General features: G+C 71.0%; 10 protein-coding genes. 8 read left to right on the plus strand and 2 right to left on the minus strand.

The window, feature by feature from the left end; genetic code table 11:
* Positions 1–72 precede the first annotated feature (72 nt).
* Positions 73–3,804 (minus strand): S8 family peptidase, encoded by a 3,732-nt coding sequence (locus ACZ4VW_RS08545; protein WP_467959895.1) that lies wholly within the window; start codon positions 3,802–3,804, stop codon positions 73–75.
* A gap of 278 nt (positions 3,805–4,082) precedes the next feature.
* Between ACZ4VW_RS08545 and ACZ4VW_RS08550 the strand changes: the two genes are divergently transcribed.
* From ACZ4VW_RS08550 to ACZ4VW_RS08580, 7 genes are all read left to right on the plus strand, one after another.
* Positions 4,083–4,496, plus strand: a complete 414-nt coding sequence (locus tag ACZ4VW_RS08550; protein ID WP_467959897.1) for a DUF7144 family membrane protein — start codon at positions 4,083–4,085, stop codon at positions 4,494–4,496.
* 314 nt (positions 4,497–4,810) lie between these two features.
* Positions 4,811–5,728: a cyclase family protein gene (locus tag ACZ4VW_RS08555; RefSeq protein ID WP_467960791.1), complete on the plus strand. Its 918-nt coding sequence runs from the start codon at positions 4,811–4,813 to the stop codon at positions 5,726–5,728.
* A gap of 129 nt (positions 5,729–5,857) precedes the next feature.
* Positions 5,858–7,462, plus strand: a complete 1,605-nt coding sequence (locus ACZ4VW_RS08560; protein WP_467959899.1) for a GMC oxidoreductase — start codon at positions 5,858–5,860, stop codon at positions 7,460–7,462.
* 155 nt (positions 7,463–7,617) lie between these two features.
* Positions 7,618–8,457, plus strand: coding sequence for an SDR family oxidoreductase (locus ACZ4VW_RS08565; protein WP_467959900.1), 840 nt, complete (start codon positions 7,618–7,620; stop codon positions 8,455–8,457).
* A gap of 42 nt (positions 8,458–8,499) precedes the next feature.
* On the plus strand, positions 8,500–9,981 hold the full coding sequence (locus ACZ4VW_RS08570; RefSeq protein ID WP_467959902.1) for a cytochrome ubiquinol oxidase subunit I: 1,482 nt from the start codon (positions 8,500–8,502) through the stop codon (positions 9,979–9,981).
* Positions 9,978–11,036: a cytochrome d ubiquinol oxidase subunit II gene (locus ACZ4VW_RS08575; protein WP_467959904.1), complete on the plus strand. Its 1,059-nt coding sequence runs from the start codon at positions 9,978–9,980 to the stop codon at positions 11,034–11,036. The genes ACZ4VW_RS08570 and ACZ4VW_RS08575 overlap by 4 nt, the downstream gene beginning before the upstream one ends.
* Before the next feature lie 63 nt (positions 11,037–11,099).
* The gene (locus tag ACZ4VW_RS08580) at positions 11,100–12,875 is read left to right on the plus strand and encodes a cation:proton antiporter (protein ID WP_467959906.1); all 1,776 of its coding nucleotides are present in this window, start codon (positions 11,100–11,102) and stop codon (positions 12,873–12,875) included.
* A gap of 28 nt (positions 12,876–12,903) precedes the next feature.
* On the opposite strand, the gene ACZ4VW_RS08585 is transcribed toward ACZ4VW_RS08580, so the two are convergent.
* Positions 12,904–14,751, minus strand: a complete 1,848-nt coding sequence (locus ACZ4VW_RS08585; RefSeq protein WP_467959908.1) for a glycoside hydrolase family 15 protein — start codon at positions 14,749–14,751, stop codon at positions 12,904–12,906.
* Between the two features lie 277 nt (positions 14,752–15,028).
* On the opposite strand from ACZ4VW_RS08585, the gene ACZ4VW_RS08590 reads away from it, so the two are divergent.
* The gene (locus tag ACZ4VW_RS08590; RefSeq protein WP_467959910.1) at positions 15,029–16,330 is read left to right on the plus strand and encodes a DUF2254 domain-containing protein; all 1,302 of its coding nucleotides are present in this window, start codon (positions 15,029–15,031) and stop codon (positions 16,328–16,330) included.
* The last annotated feature ends 153 nt before the right edge of the window (positions 16,331–16,483 follow it).

The raw sequence follows: 16,483 nt of genomic DNA on the forward strand, positions 1-16,483 counted from the left end.
TAGTCCCTGGTGGGAGCCGGTCTACGGGGAAGGGCCCCGGGGTGTCGCCGCCCCGGGGCCCGACAGTCCGGTTCATCGCAGGCCGTACGCCCGGATGATCTCGTTCTTGACGCTGAAGCCGCTGTCCGTCCCGGCGCTCGCGCGCAGGGAGACGAAGCCGCCGGGCTTCTCGGCCGTCCTGAACGAACCCGTCCAGGAATCACCGGCGCCCTTGGTCAGGGCCACCTTCCGCCACGTGGCGCCGTCGTCGTACGAGACGTCCAGCGTCACCGTCGTCACGTCGCCGGGCACGGTGCCGAGGTCCGTCGACACCGGCTCGAGGGTGATCCGCTGGGTCGCGTTCGCCCTGAGGTCGCCGTGCAGGTCGGACTCCAGCTTGTAGTCCAGGTTCAGCACCGAGAACGGACGGAAGGAGTCCGCGTCGACGGTGTCGGACATGAAGGTCCACTCCGTGTGGGTGCGCGTCGACAGCCGGAAGACGTCGCCGGGCCGCTCGACGTCGAGGACGGTGCGGTAGGGCAGGTTGCCGGCCGGCACCTCCACCCACTGCATGTCGCCACTGACCGGGTTGTCGTGGATCAGCGTGTCGCCCTGGAAGACCTGGAGGTGGGAGGGTGTCTCACCCCACGGCAGGTACCCGCCGAGCCGCATCGTGTCGCTGGCGGAGGCCCACGCCTGCACGTTCCAGGTCATGAAGTTCTGCCAGCGGGAGTTGTACACGCCGAAGGACTCGCTCTGACCGGGCCGGGTGACCGGAGCGAACCAGTCCAGGCGGGTGGTGCTGCCCCTGGCGTACGTGTTGTCGCCCGACACCATCGTCCACGGCAGCGGCCCGTCGACACCCTGCGTGTGGAACTCCCTCCAGACCTGCCCCGGTGTCACCCACTCGGTGCGGGTGCCCGGATGCCACTCCCGTTCGGGGAGGTTGAACGAGGGGCTGAGGGTGAAGTCGGACCGGTAGCCCTCGGCCACGCGGCCGCCCGCTGCCGCGTAGTAGCGGGCGTCGATCCGGGCGAGGTCCTGGTGGGTCGGCTTGTAGACGAGAGCCCGGTCCGGCACCCGGCCGGGGTACTCGCGGGTCAGGTCGTAGACGTAGGGCGTGTACTCGCTCTGCTTCATGGTCAGCTTGTGGGTGCCCGCCTTGGCCATCGCGACCAGGGTCCTGCCCGCCTCGCGGTGCACGGTGGCGACCGGGACGGCCGACTCGCCGACGTACTCCACCAGGGCTCCGGCTCCGTCGTGGACGACGATGAGCGCCTTCGCTCCGGCCGCGGCCGCGGCCTCGGCGCGCGCCTGTGGCGAGACCTCGTCACTGCGCTCGACGACCACGACCTTGCCCTTCGCGCCGACGCTCTCGTACGCGGCCGCCGCGCCGTCGCCGGCGTAGACGGCGCCCAGTGTGTCCGTCGCGGTGCCGAGGGCGCTGCCCGCCTGCACCTGTGTCTCGAACCGGAGCCGGCCGCCCGGCGTGGTCAGGCCGAGTCGCGGCTCGCCCTTGCGCCAGCGGGTGGTCAGCATGAACTCGCCCCGCGTCATGGGCTCCGTCGGAGCGACGTAGACATCGTCGTACGCCGGGGGCAGCACATAGGCGCTGCGGTAATCCATGTACGGGTCGAGGCCGTCGTAGTGGACGTTGAAGTCGACCTTGCGCTGACGGTCCTCGGTGAGCCGTGGCGCCTCGGTCCGCAGCAGGCGCGCCTTGCTCGCGTCCAGGACGACGTCGGCCGAACCGTCCTCGAGCACCGTCTCGGGATCGACGAGCACGGCCAGTCCCGAGCGGTCCGCCTTCTCGCCGGCCACGTCGAGGTACCCCGCGACGGTGTACAGGCCGGGGGGCATGCGCAGGGTCGTCGAGCCTTCGACGTAGACGTTCCACGGCCAGTTGTCGCCGGCCAGGTTGACGCCGACCCAGCCCGAGGCCGGCTTGCCGTCCTTGCCGACCAGCTCGATGTTCAGGTCGTAGCGCTCCTCCTCCTTGAGCAGCGCGACGGACGTGCGGGTCACGGTCTTCCCGGTCGCCGCGTCGGTGGCCGTCACGTATCCGGCGTGCCGGCCCCGCGCGGCGGCCTGCGGGTCACCGGTCACCGGGACGGCGGCGGTACCGCCCGCGGGCACCTTCACCGAGGTGGCGCCCAGGGTGAACGGCCCGCCCTCGGTGGTCGACGCCAGGTCCAGCGTCACGTCGGCGGACCCGGTGTTGGTGAAGGTCAGCTGCTTCGTGACGGCGACGTCGCCGGGCTCGTGCGGCCACGTGTGATGGCCGAAGAAGAGCGACGTGGTGGCACGAACCGTGGTGTCCACGGCGGCGGCCACGTCGAGACGGCCGGTGCCGACCTCGTACGGCGAGTATCCGCCGTCCAGGCCCCGCGCGGTGCTCGTCAGGTGCTCCTTGAGCTGCGCGCCGGTCCACTCCGGGTGCCGCTGGGCCAGGATCGCCGCCGCGCCGGCCACGTGCGGGGTGGCCATCGACGTACCGCTGATGGTGCGGTAGAGGCCACCGCCGTCGGTCATCTCCTGCGACCGGGCCGCGGTGATGTCGACGCCGGGCGCCGCGATGTCCGGCTTCATGCCACCCGAGACGGCCAGCGGGCCCGTGCTGGAGAACGACGCGAGCCGGTCCTGCTTGTCCGTGGCGGCCACGGTCAGCGCCGACGCGGCCGCGCCCGGGGCGGAGATGGTCTCCGGTCCCGCGTTGCCGGCGGCTATGACGAACAGGGTGCCGTACCGCGCGGACAGGGCGTCGACCGTCTGCGACAGCGGGTCGCTGCCGTCGGTGGGGTAGGAGTTGCCCAGACTCATGTTGACGACGTCCGCACCGGACTCGGCGGCCCACTGCATGCCGGCCATCACCCAGGAGTCCTGGCCGGAACCCTCCGCACCGCCGAGCACCTTGCCGACGAGCAGGTCGGCACCGGGGGCGACCCCCTTGTTCGCGCCCGCCGACGCGGCGCCCGAACCGACGATCGTGCCGGCCACATGCGTACCGTGCCCGTTGACGTCCGTGACGGCCTCGCCCGGCACGAAGCTCGCCGTGCCGTCGATCAGGCCCTCGACGTCGGGATGGTTGACGTCGATGCCCGTGTCGAGCACCGCGACCTTGACGCCCTTGCCGGTGTAGCCGGCCGCCCAGGCGTCGGACGCGCCGATCAGCGGCACGCTCTCCTGCAGAGTGGCCTTCACCCGGCCGTCGAGCCACAGCTTCTCGACCCCCGCGCCCAGCATGGCGCCGCCCCGCGGCGCGAGGGCGCTCCAGAAGGTCCGGGCCTGCCGCTTGTCGGTGCTGAGCACCGCGCCGCGGATGCCCTTGAGCGTGCGGGTCAGTCTGCTGCCCCGGGGGGCCGTCGGCTCGGCGGCCGTACGCGATGTCGGCTCGGCGTACGTCGCGATCAGGGGTACCGCGGCCGACGTCGCGTCGTCGTACCCCATCTCGATCAGATCGGTGACGTTGAACAGCCGCCGGTCCAGCCTGTCCGTGCCCAGCAGGGGCGCGGCCTCGTCCGGGATGACGAACAAGTCGCCCTTGATCTCCTGGAGTTTCACGCCGCCGACGGCGCTGTCCGGCCGGTCGACCTCGGCGATCTGCCGGCCGTCGGCCGTCGTGGTGACCGTGACGACATCGCCGGTGACGAGGGTGACCTTGTGGGTCGCCGAGGGCTTGGCGGACACGGCGGGCTTGCCCGGATCGGCGTGAGCTGGCGCTTGCAGAACGGCGAGGCCCGACGCCAGCAGGGGCACCGCCGTGGCCACCGCGATCAGCCGCCGGCGCCTGCGCCGGAAGGCGGAAGCATGAGAGGGGGAGTCCATGCCATGGGTCTATCGACCGGTGAAAGCCGCCGTGAAGGGCTCCCGACGGCAAGTCCTCGCCATGGCACATCTTTGTCAGCGTGAACCGTGTGATTCCGGACGGAAGGGCCGGGGCACCGCAGCCCCTCAGGGCCGCACAAGGTCCCGGACCAGCCTCTTTCCGTTGACCGCCCCTCTCCGACGTGCACCGGAGGTGCACCTGGGTCAGATTGGAGGTATCCGACCCTCCGGACGGACCACGGCCGGCGGGCAGGCCAGACGACAGCGAGGTATCTGTCATGACGACCCACACGAGCGCGCCCGGCCGGCGAGACGTCACGCACACCAGCGGTTGGCTGGTGTTCGCGGCCGTCATCATGATCTTCAGCGGCGTCATGACGCTGCTCGGAGGGATCTCGGCCATCGCCGAGGACGACGTGTTCCTGGCCACCCGCAACTACGTCTACGAGCTCGACCTCACCGGTTGGGGCTGGATCCATCTCATCCTCGGCATCGTGATCGCGCTCACCGGCGCCGCCCTCTTCACGGGCGCCACATGGGCCAGAGTCGTCGGCGTCGGGCTGGCCGGCCTCAGCATGATCGCCAACTTCATGTGGCTCCCCTACACGCCGTGGTGGGCGCTGCTGCTCATCGCGATCGACGCCCTCATCATCTGGGGACTGTGCGTCGCACCCCGGCCGGCGAGGGACTGACGTCCCGGGCCGCCACCCGTGGCACACGACGGCCCGGCCGTCAGAGGCGCGGTCGAGCCCGGTGAAGGGGGCGCCGACCTGTGGCTCGGCGAAGGAACCCGTTGGCTGCAGGTGTACACGGGCGACACGCTGGGCGAACCCGGGCGACGACGGCGCGGTCTGGCCGTGGAGCCGATGTCCTGTCCGCCGGACGCGTTCCGCGGCGGCGCTGACCTCACCGCCCTGGAGCCGGGTGCGACACATGTGCTCCGGTGGGGTCCGGCCCGCTGGGGAGAGGCGTGACCCCGCCGCCGGAGCCCTCGGGCGCGCCCCGCATGACCGCCCGCGGCTTTCGGGCCCTCCACGAGCGCCTGCGGAGCGAGGCTGCGCGGTCGGAGCCGGCCGGCCGGCCGGGCGCACTGCGTCAGCTGACGCCCGAGCGCGTGGCGGCGGCCGCCGGGGACGTGCGCCTGGGCCGTACCGTGTCGCTCGCGGCTCCGATCGGGACCGTGCCGGGCCCCGACGACCCCGAGCCGGCGGTGCACACGATGACCGGCCCCGGCCCGGCCGAACGCACCGCTGAGGGGCTGCACTTCGCCACGGACCGCTTCGCCATGAACGTGCACGGGGACGCGGACAGCCATCTCGACGCCCTCTGTCATGTGGTGTTCGACGGGGAGCTGTACGGCGGGGTGCCGGCGAGCACCCTGACGACCGGGGGTGCGCGCGCGCTCTCCGTCGGCTTGCTGCAGAACGGACTCGTCGGCCGGGGCGTCCTGCTGGACATACCCCGGCTGCGGGGCGTGTCCTGGCTGGAACCGGGCGACCACGTGACAGCGGCCGACCTGACGGCCGCGGAGGCCGCGCAAGGAGTGCGCGTCGGACCGGGAGACCTGCTGTTCGTCCGCGTGGGACACCGCCGCCGCCGGAGGGAACTCGGACCGTGGGACGTGTCGGCGGCGCGGGCGGGCCTCCACCCCACCGCCGTGGAGTTCCTCGCCGAACGGCAGGTCGCGGCCCTGGGCGGAGACGGAAACAACGACACGGCGCCCAGCGCCGTGGAGGGCGTCGCCTTTCCCGTCCACGTCCTCGCGATCCAGGCCATGGGCATCCACCTCATGGACTATCTGCAGTTCGAGGACCTGGCCCCGGTCTGCGCCCAGGCGGGGCGCTGGAGTTTCCTGTGCGTGGTCGCCCCGCTGCGGCTGCCCGGAGCGACCGGCTCGCCCGTGAACCCGATCGCGGTGCTGTGACCGCGGCACGCGACCGGGACCGCCGCTGCGGTCGCCGCTGCCGGGTACGGCGGATACGTTCGAAGGGGGTGGGACCGCCGGGCCGCCGCCCGGCGGAGGCGCGAGGGTGCCTGACACCAGGTCGGGGCCATGATCCCAAGGACGGTGGTCGTCGTGGGCGACGCCCCTCACTACGACGTCATCATCATCGGCACCGGCGCCGGAGGAGGCACCCTCGCCCATCGGCTCGCCCCCTCCGGCAAGCGCGTCCTGCTGATCGAACGCGGCGGCTACCTTCCGCGTGAGCGGGACAACTGGGACTCGACGGCCGTGTTCGTCAAGGCCAAGTACCGTGCCCCGGAGTTCTGGCTGGACAAGGACGGTGGCGAGTTCCCGCCCGAGGTCAACTACTACGTCGGCGGCAACACCAAGTTCTACGGCGCCGCCCTCTTCCGGCTGCGGCCCGAGGACTTCGGCGAGCTCCGTCACCACGGGGGTGTCTCGCCCGCCTGGCCCCTCCGGTACGAGGATCTGGAGCCGTACTACACGCAGGCCGAGCACCTCTACCTCGTCCACGGACGGCACGGCGAGGATCCCGGCGAGGGCCCCGTGAGCGCCCAGTACGCACATCCACCGGTCGAGCACGAGCCGCGCATCCAGCGGTTGAGCGACGACCTGGAGAAGCGTGGCCTGCACCCCTTCCACCTGCCGATCGGTGTCGATCTCCGCCAGGAGAACGGCGGGCGGGCCGCCCCCTCCAGCGTCTGCATCCGCTGCGACCGGGTCGACGGCTTCCCGTGTCTGGTGCGCGGCAAGTCCGACGCCGAGGTGATCTGTGTCGAGCCGGCCCTGGAACACCCCCATGTCGAGATGGTCACGGACACGCACGTGGTGCGCCTGGAGACGGATGCCCGTGGCCGCAGCGTGACCGCGGTCGTCGGCCGGCTCCCCGACGGCTCGGAGGTGCGGTTCACGGCGGATGTGGTGGTCGTCTCCTGCGGGGCGGTCAACTCCGCCGCGCTGCTGCTGGCCTCGGCGAACGGGCACCACCCCCGGGGCCTGGCGAACAGCTCCGACGTGGTCGGCCGGTTCTACATGCGGCACAACAACCTGGCGCTGATGGCCGTGTCGAAGGAGCCCAACGCCACCCGGTTCCAGAAGACGCTCGCCCTCAACGACTGGTACCTCGGCGCGGACGACTGGGAGTATCCGCTGGGCGGCATCCAGATGCTGGGCAAGTCGGACGCCGAGCAGATCCACGGCGAGGCCCCCCGGTGGGCCGGTGCGGTCGCGCCGGACATGCCGTTCGAGGTGCTCGCCCACCATGCCGTCGACTTCTGGCTGTGCGGAGAAGACCTGCCGCTGCCGGACAACCGCGTCACCCTCGACGGCGACGCCCGCATTCGTCTCACGCTCGACGAGAAGAACAACGTCGAAGGTCTGCGGCGCCTGCGGCACAAGCTGCAGAGCATGCTCGGCCATCTGGGCATGCACGAGCACCATCTGCTGTCCCGGAGCATCTACCTGCACAAGGGCATGCCGATCGGCGCGACGGCGCACCAGGCGGGCACCGTCCGCTTCGGCGCCGATCCCGCGGACTCCGCGCTGGACGTGAACTGCAAGGCCCACGATCTCGACAACCTGTATGTGGTCGACACGAGCTTCTTCCCGAGCATCGGCGCGGTCAATCCGTCCCTCACCGCCATCGCCAACGCCTTGCGGATCGGCGACCACCTCCTGGCCCGGCTGGGCTGATGACCGGACTGATCCGAACGGACGAAGATGCTCGGCCCAATGGGTCAACGGCCGTGAGGAGCACACGCCGTCCGCCGCGTCCGGTGATTGCGTGACCGTGCCCGGCCGAGCTGCCGCCGGACGGAGCGCGAGCGCGGCGAAGGAGACAGGACGGCATGAGTGCCACGGCGGAAGCACCGCGGAATGTGATCCCGGCTCGTCTGCTGCGGGGACAGAAGGCTTTGGTCACCGGGGCCAATTCGGGCATCGGCAAGGCCACGGCCATCGCCCTGGGCCGGGCCGGTGCCGACGTGGTCGTGAACTACGTGGCGGGGCGCGAGGCCGCCGAGGAGGTGGCCGAGGAGATCGCCTCGTTCGGGGTGCGCTCCGCGGCGTACGAGGCCGACGTGTCCCAGGAGGACCAGGTCGTCGCCATGACGGAACGGATGGTCCAGGAGTTCGGGACCATCGACATCCTGGTCGCCAACGCGGGACTGCAGCGTGACGCCCGCCTCACGGAGATGACCCTCGCCCAGTGGCAGAAGGTCCTCGACGTCAATCTCACCGGTCAGTTCCTGTGCGCGCGGGAGGCGACCAAGGAGTTCCGGCGCCGGGGCGTGGTGCCGGAGGTGTCCCGGTCCGCCGGGAAGATCATCTGCATGAGCTCGGTGCACCAGCTCATCCCCTGGTCGGGTCATGTGAACTACGCGTCCTCCAAGGGCGGTGTGCAGATGATGATGCAGACCCTGGCCCAGGAGCTCGCGCCGGAGAAGATCCGGGTGAACGCCGTCGCCCCGGGGGCGATCAAGACGCCGATCAACCGTGACGCCTGGGAGACGCCCGAAGCCCGGGAGGACCTCCTGAAGCTGATCCCGTACGACCGGATCGGTGATCCCGAGGACATCGCCCACGCCGTGGTCGCCCTCGCCTCCGACCTCATGGACTACGTGGTGGGAACCACCCTGTACGTCGACGGTGGCATGACCCTCTTCCCGGGCTTCGCCACCGGCGGATGACCCTCCCCCGGCCTCTGACATCCACGAACGGCGACGGCACGTATGCCCACCTCGCTCCACCTGCTGGCGGAAGCCCCTGCCCAACTCCTGCCGGCCCGGGAGCTCATGGCCTTCACCCTGGCCTCCCACATCATCCTCGTACCGCTGGGCGTGGCCTTCCCCTTCATCACCCTGGTCATGCACTACCGGGGGCTGCGCCGCAAGGACGCCACGGCACTGCTCCTGGCGCGGCGCTGGTCGGCCGTCATGGCGGTGCAGTTCGCGCTCGGCATCGTCACCGGCACGGTGCTGTCGTTCGAGTTCGGGCTGCTCTGGCCCGGTCTGATGGGGCGGTGGGGTGATGTCTTCGGCATCGGGTTCGGCGTCGAGGCCTGGGCCTTCTTCCTGGAGGCCGTCCTCATCGCCGTCTACCTGTACGGGTGGCGGCGGCTGAAGCCGCGCACCCACTTCCTCCTCGCGCTGCCCCTGCCGTTCGCCGCGCTGCTCGGCGCCTTCGGCATCCTGGCCGCGAACGCCTGGATGAACACGCCCCAGGGCTTCTCCCTCGACTCCGAGGGCAACCCGGTCGACGTGGACGTCCGGAAGGCGATCTTCACACCGATGTTCGGGCCGCAGTACTGGCACTTCGTCGTGGCGATGGTGATCACCGCGGGCTTCATGGTGGCCGGTGTCTACGCCGTCGGGTGGCTGCGGGGGCGTCGGGACCGCTACCACCGGCTCGGCTTCGCCGTTCCCTTCACCATCGCCGCTGCCGCCACTCCGGTGCAGTTCGTGCTCGGCGACTCCATCGCCCGGTCGGTGTTCCACGAGCAGCCGGTGAAGTTCGCGGCGATGGAGATCGTCTGGGAGACCGACACCCGGGTGCCGGAGTACATCTTCGGGCGTCTGCAGGAGGACGGGACCGTCTCGGGCGGGATCAAGATCCCGCTGCTCGACTCGGTCCTCGCCGGGTTCAGCCCGGACACCAAGGTGGTGGGACTGACGTCCGTCCCCGCGGACCAGCGTCCCACGGCCGCTCAGGCGACCATCGCCCACTGGGCCTTCGACATCATGGTCCTGATCGGGTCCGCCCTGGTGCTGCTCGCCCTCTGGTACGGGTTCGTCTGGCTGCGGCACCGCCGGCTGCCCGCCTCGAAGTGGTTCTACCGCTCCGCGGCCTGCGCGGGCGTCGCCTCCGTCGTGGCCGTCGAGTGCGGCTGGATCGCCACCGAGGTGGGCCGCCAGCCCTGGATCGTCTACCAGAACATGCGGGTCGCCGAGGCCGTGACGTCGACCCGCTCGACCACCCTGTGGATCATGCTCGGTGTGGTGATGGTGGTGTACGTGTGCCTCTTCGGCTCGTTCCTCGTCGTCCTGCTGAAGATGCGCACGCGCTGGCGGCTCGCCGACGAGGAACGGGCCTCGGGCGGAACGGGCCACGCGCCGGAGGCGGACACCCCCTACGGTCCCCGCGCACCCCTCCCCGCGGGCGGCTCCTCCGCCGCCGCGGACGCCGCGACCCGGCCCGGGGGCGGCCGCCCATGACCGCCGATCTCGTCGCCGTGGTACTGCTCCTGGCCGTGGCCGCGTACGCCTGCGCGGGCGGCACCGACTACGGGGCGGGTTTCTGGGATCTGACGGCCGGGGGCGCGGAGCGCGGCCGGCGCCCCCGGTGGCTCATCGATCACGCCATGGCTCCCGTCTGGGAGGTGAACAACGTCTGGCTGATCTTCGTCCTGGTCATCATGTGGACCGGCTTCCCGGTCCTGTTCCAGACCGTGTTCTCCGCGATGTGGCTTCCGCTGGCGCTGGCCGTCATGGGCATGGTCCTGCGCGGCGCCGGCTTCGCGTTCCGCAAGCCCTCCCGGCGGCTCGCCGACCGGCGGCTGTACGGTGCCGTCTTCGCCGTGGCCTCGGTCGTCACACCGTTCTTCCTCGGCGCCGCCGTCGGCGGTGTCGCCTCGGGCCGGGTGGCGCCCGGTACCGAGGCGTCGGCGGACGCCTGGGCCAACCCGACCTCCCTGGTGTTCGGGCTGGTCGCCATCGCGACCACGGTCTTCCTCGGCGCGGTGTTCCTCACCGGGGATGCCCGCCGGTTCGAGGCGCCGGATCTGATCGGCTACTTCCGGCGCCGGGCGCTGGGCAGTCTCGCCGCGCTCACCGTCCTGGCGGTGGTCACCGGGTTCGTCACCCACGAGGACTCCCCCCACGTGTGGCGCGGCCTCACCCACGGCCTGGGGCTGCTCTTCGTCGTCCTCGCGGGGGTGGCCTCGGTCGCGACGGCGTGGCTCGTCCGGCGCACTCCGGGCACCTGGATGCGCGTCACGGCGATCGGGGTCGTCGCCGCCGCCGTCCTGGCCTGGGGCATGGCGCAGCGCCCCTACCTCCTGCCCACGTCGCTGAGCGTGGCCGATGCCGCGGGCGCGCCCGCCACGCTGACGTGGCTGGCGATCGTCACGCTGGTGGCTCTGGTGCTCGTCGTACCGGCCGTGGTCCTCCTCTACTGGCTGGACACCCACGGGGAGCTGGCCGAGCTCACGGACGCCGAGCTGACCGGAGGAAGCGGCACGGCCGGTGACGGCGCGGTACCCGACAGCTGACCCACCACTCGTCCACCCGCTGGACCTCCCCTTCGCGTCCGCACTCCGACGGAGGAAGCCGCTGTGACCGACGACGAGATCCTTCTGGGATTCGCCCTGACGGTGGTGCTCGCCACCGGCTCGCAGATCCTGGCGAGCAGGCTGCGTGTCCCGGCCCTGATCATCCTGCTTCCCGTGGGGTTCGCGGCCGGGGCGATGACGGACGTCATCCACCCGGACCAACTGCTGGGGCCGGACTTCTCGGCCCTGGTGTCGCTGTCCGTCGCCGTGATCCTCTACGACGCCGGTCTGGGACTCGACCTGCGCAAGCTCGCCCACCACACGCGCGGGATCGTGGTCAGGCTGCTTGTGTACGGCGTGCTGCTCACCTTCCTCGTCACCGGGGCGGTGGGACCCGCGATGTTCGACATGCCCCTGCGCGTGGCGGCGATGCTCGGCATGATCCTCGTCGTCTCGGGGCCCACGGTCGTGGGACCGCTGCTGGACTTCGTGCGGCCGAGCGACAAGGTGCGGCGCATCCTCATCTGGGAGGGGACGCTGATCGATCCGATCGGCGCCATCCTCGGCGCGCTCACCTTCCACGCGGTGGCGTCGTCGCACCAGATCGACCTCGGGCGGGGCTACCAGTTGGGGCAGTTCGCCCTCAGCCTCGCCTTCGGTCTGGTGGGCGGGGCCGTGGCGACCGCGCTGCTGTGGTTCACCCTGCGCACGCTCCGACTCGGCGAGACCCTGGGAACGCTGGCGCAACTCGCCGTCGTGATCGGCGTCTCGGCGGTCTGCGACGTCGTGCGGGACGACACGGGGCTCATCGCCGCGGTCGTGGCGGGACTGGCCGTCTCCAACATCCGCGGCTTCGACATGCCCGCGCGCCGGCCCTTCCTGGAGACGCTGGTCCAGCTGATCATCGGCCTGCTGTTCATCTCCATCTCCTCCACGGTCACGCCGTCGTCCCTGGTGCCGGTGCTCCTCCCCTCCCTCGGCCTGATCGCGATCCTCGTCCTGGTCGTCCGGCCGGTCGTGGCCTTCGGCGCCGCGGCGCGCACGGATCTCTCGCGCGGTGAACGCGCCTTCGTCGCATGGATGGATCCACGCGGCATCGTCGCGGCGGCGACGGCGTCGGCCTTCTCCTCCGGCCTGGTCGAACGGGGGGTGAACGGGGCGGAGAAGATCCTGCCTGTCACCTTCCTGGTCATCGTGGGCACCGTCGTGCTGTACGCGCTGACGGCGGTGCCGGTGGCCAGACGGCTGGGCGTCGTCAAGACGGCGGGCACGCGCGTTCTCCTGGTGGGCGGCGAACCCTGGGTGGTGGACCTGGGAAGAGCCCTGCGGTCCGCCGGTCTCGACCTGCTGATGTGGGCGGGGCGCGAGGAGGAACGGGAGCGGATCAAGGGGGCCGGCCTCGAACTCGCCAAGGGCGACCTGCTCGCCACGGCCATCAACCCCGGGGCGCGTCTGGAGGGTGTGACGGCGGTCTTCCTGGCCACGGACGACGACGACTTCAACGCCCTCGCCTCGATCGTGATGGAGGACAGCGTGGAGGGGCCCGTCTACCGGGTGGGTCCCCCGCACGACAGCCATGGCGTGGTCGCTCCGTACACCGGTGGCGACATCCTCTTCGGCCGCTCCCTCGTCCGGCGCGTCCTGGCGGAACACTACGAACGGGGCGCCCGGTTCGTGGTGCGGCCCTTCTCCGGCCCGTTGCCGCCGGAGCACGACACGCTCTTCGTGGTGCGCGCCGACCATCGGCTGGACCCGGTCACGGAGCGGGAGCCGGCCGTCCCGCGGGAGGGCGACACGGTCGTCCTCCTCGGTCCCGTCCCGACCGCCGCCGGACGGTGAGACGCGCGGGACGGCTTCGTCCGCGCCCCTACAGCCCGCTCTTCCAGGACCGCTGGAGCATCGGGTCCAGGGTGATCGCCGCGTCGATCAGGGCCAGGTGCGTGAACGCCTGCGGGAAGTTGCCCAGTTGCCGCCCGGTCAGGTCGATCTCCTCGGAGTACAGGCCGAGGTGGTTGGCGTAGGTGAGCATCTTCTCCAGCACCAGCCTGGCCATGTCGGTGCGTCCGGCCCGTGCGAGGGCGTCGACGTACATGAACGTGCACAGGGAGAAGGTGCCTTCGGAGCCGCGCAGCCCGTCGGGCGACGCCTCGGGGTTGTAGCGGTAGACCAGGCTGTCGCTGACCAGTTCACGCTCCATCGCGTCCAGGGTGGACGTCCACATCGGGTCGTCCGGCGTGATGAAGCCGACCGTCGGCATGCGCAGCAGCGACGAGTCGAGCACGTCCTCGCCGTAATGCTGGACGAACGCCTGCTTGTTCGCGTCCCATCCCTTGCTCATCACCTGCGCGTAGATCTCGTCCCGCGCGTCCACCCAGCGGCCGCGCGCCGCCGGACGGCCGTCGTCGGCGGCGATCCGCACGGCGCGGTCGAAGGCCACCCAGGACATCACGCGGCCGTACGTGAAGTCCTTCCGGCCGCCACGCGTCTCCCACAGCCCCTCGCCCGGCTGGTCCCAGTGGTCGACCAGCCAGTCGAGCAGCGTGTGCAGGGCCTTCCAGCCCCGGTGGTCGAGGTGCATGCCGTGCTGGTGCGCGAAGTAGATGCTGTCGAGCGCCTCACCGTAAATGTCCAGCTGGAGCTGGCTCGCCGCGCCGTTGCCGATACGGACCGGTGCGGAGCCGCAGTATCCCTCCCAGTGCTCCAGGGTCTCCTCGACGAGGTCGGCGGAGCCGTCGACCCGGTACATGATGTTCAGCGGTCCGGAGCCGTTCCCCTGGCCGGCCTCCTGCTTCACGCGGTCGTGCAGCCAGTCGATGAAGGCGGACGCCTCTTCCTTGAACCCCATGCCCAGCAGGGCGTACACCGAGAACGACGCGTCGCGGATCCATGTGAACCGGTAGTCCCAGTTGCGCTCCCCACCCAGTTGCTCGGGCAGGCCCGCCGTCGGGGCGGCGACCAGGGCGCCGGTCGGCGCGTAGGTCATGAGCTTCAGCGTCACGGCCGAACGTTCCACCGCCTCACGCCAGCGGCCGGAGTACGTGGACTGCCCCAGCCAGGAACGCCAGAAGCGGACCGTCTCGCCGAAGAGTCGCTCGAACTCCTCCACACGGACCTCGTGCGGCGGCCCGCCGGGGGACGACTCCATGACGAGGCCGCGCTGCTGCCCCGCCCGCAGGCTCAGGGAGAAGCGCAGGTCCTTGTCACCGGAGAGGACGTTCAGCAGCCGTTCGTCGTGCGGCTCACGGACGGCGTGGACGGCGATGTCCAGGTCCTCCGAGGTGAACAGCGCCCCGTGCTCCGTGATGTGCAACTGGTGCGGCTTGCGGCCGTAGTCGAAGCGCGGGGCGATCTCGCCCTCGAACGTCATGCTGCCCCGGACGCAGCGCAGCATGCGCACCAGACGGTGCCGGTCCGTCGCGGTCGTGCCGGTCACCGGCATGAAGTCGACGACCTCACCCGCCCCGGTCTCGGTCATGAAGCGCGTCACGAGAACGGCGGTGTCCGGGTGGTAGAGCTGCTTGGTCGTGTACGTCTCCGCGGCCGGCCGCACGGTGAAGTGGCCGCCCTCGCGCCGGTCGAGCAGGGCACCGAAGACGCTCGGCGAATCGAACCTCGGACAGCAGAACCAATCGATCGTCGCATCGGTCGTCACGAGGGCCGCGGTCTGCAGGTCACCGATCAGACCGTGGTTCTCGATCAGGGGGTAGTCGTCCATCGGGGCCCCTTTCAGCACCGGTCGACCACACGTGGCTCTCAGCACGGGTCGACCACACGCGGCGCACCGTCACGCCGCGGTCCGGTGGATCCTGCGGCACCCGATCAGGTTAGGCCGAGGTGTCCGTTTCGTCCTGCCGAGCCTTGTAGGGGGGACGGCGGGAGCGCTGCCGCTGCGCGGGTCCCGCGATCGCCCTACCGTGGGACGACGGCGATCCCGTAGAGCTGCCTCGTGTGCCCGCGGAGCACCCGGATCCTCCAGACGAAGGGGGCGTGACGTGCGTGTCCCGACATCCTGGGCGGCCCGGTTCAGGCTGCGCCAGTACGTCAAGGCGAGCCTGTGGATCGTGCCGATGCTGGGTCTCGTCCTTGGCGCACTTCTCGCCGAGCTGGCCCTCGCCGCCGACAGCGCGGGACGGCCGCCGAGCGGCTGGCACTACTCCGCGACGACGGCGAGCGGCGTGCTCACCGCGATCGTCGGCGCGATGGTGGCGTTGCTGGGGTTCGTCGTCACCATCGGTGTGCTGGTGGTGCAGCAGGCCACGGGCACCCTCTCCCCCCGCTATATGCGTCTGTGGTACCGGGATCGGCTGCAGAAGGCCGTGCTGGCGACCTTCACGGGGACGTTCGCGTTCGCCTTCTCCCTGCTGCGCAGCGTCGAGTCCGACTCGGTCCCCGATCTCGGGGTGACCCTGGCCGGCGCGGCGGTGGCCGTCAGTCTCGTGCTCCTGCTCGTCTACCTCAACCGGTTCACGCACAGTCTGCGGCCGGTGGCCATCGCCGAGTTGGTCACGCGTATGGGGGAGGACGTCTTCACGAGCGGCGCCGCGGTGATCCGGGGCGCCGCGCCCCGGGGGGAGGGGAGCGTGCCGTCCGCCGCGCCCGTGACGCGCATCCGTACCGTGCGCGGTGGGGCCGTCCAGGCGTTCGACGTGCGAGGTCTGGTCGCGGAGGCCACGCGGCACGACTGCGTCCTGGTGGTGACGCGGCTGATCGGGGACTTCGTACCGCCCGGCGCCGTGCTGGTGGAGGTCCACGGGGGCACCTCCGCTCCTGTCCCGGAGCGGGTGACCGGTCTCGTCGCCCTCGGAGGCGAGCGCACGATCGAACAGGATCCCGCCTTCGCGCTGAGAGTCCTCGTCGACATCGCCATCAGGGCCCTGTCCCCGGCGGTGAACGACCCGACCACGGCGGTGCAGGTGATCAATTACATCGAGTGGCTGCTGCACACGGTCGGGAGTGTTCACCTCCCCGGCCGCTACGTTCTGGCCGACCGGGACGGGACCGCCCGGCTCATGCTCCCGGGGCGGGACTGGGACAACTACCTCCAGCTCGCCGTCTGCGAGATCCGTGAGTACGGAAGTTCGTCCGTGCAGATCTGCCGCAGGCTCCGGGCCATGCTCGAAGGTCTCCTCGAAGCGCTGCCGGCCGAGCAGCACCCCTCCGTCCGTACGCAGCTGGAACTGCTCCAGGAGTCGGTCGAGCGAAAGTTCACCGACCCGGCACGCCGGGCCATCGCGCAGCAAGCCGACCACCAGGGCATCGGCGGTCAGCACTCCTCGTCACCCCTTTCCCCCTGACCGCGACCGGCTGCCGCGAGCCGCCGACGGCCCTCGCGGAGAAGTGAACGGCGGACTTCCTGGAGGCCGGCTGACCCGTCGGGAGCAGGGCGGCCGTCGGCCGAAAGAGGGACCGGGGCTTCGCTCCGGTCGCGTGAGCGGGACGGAGCACCT

The sequence above is a fragment of the Streptomyces sp. NPDC029139 genome (assembly GCF_055564335.1).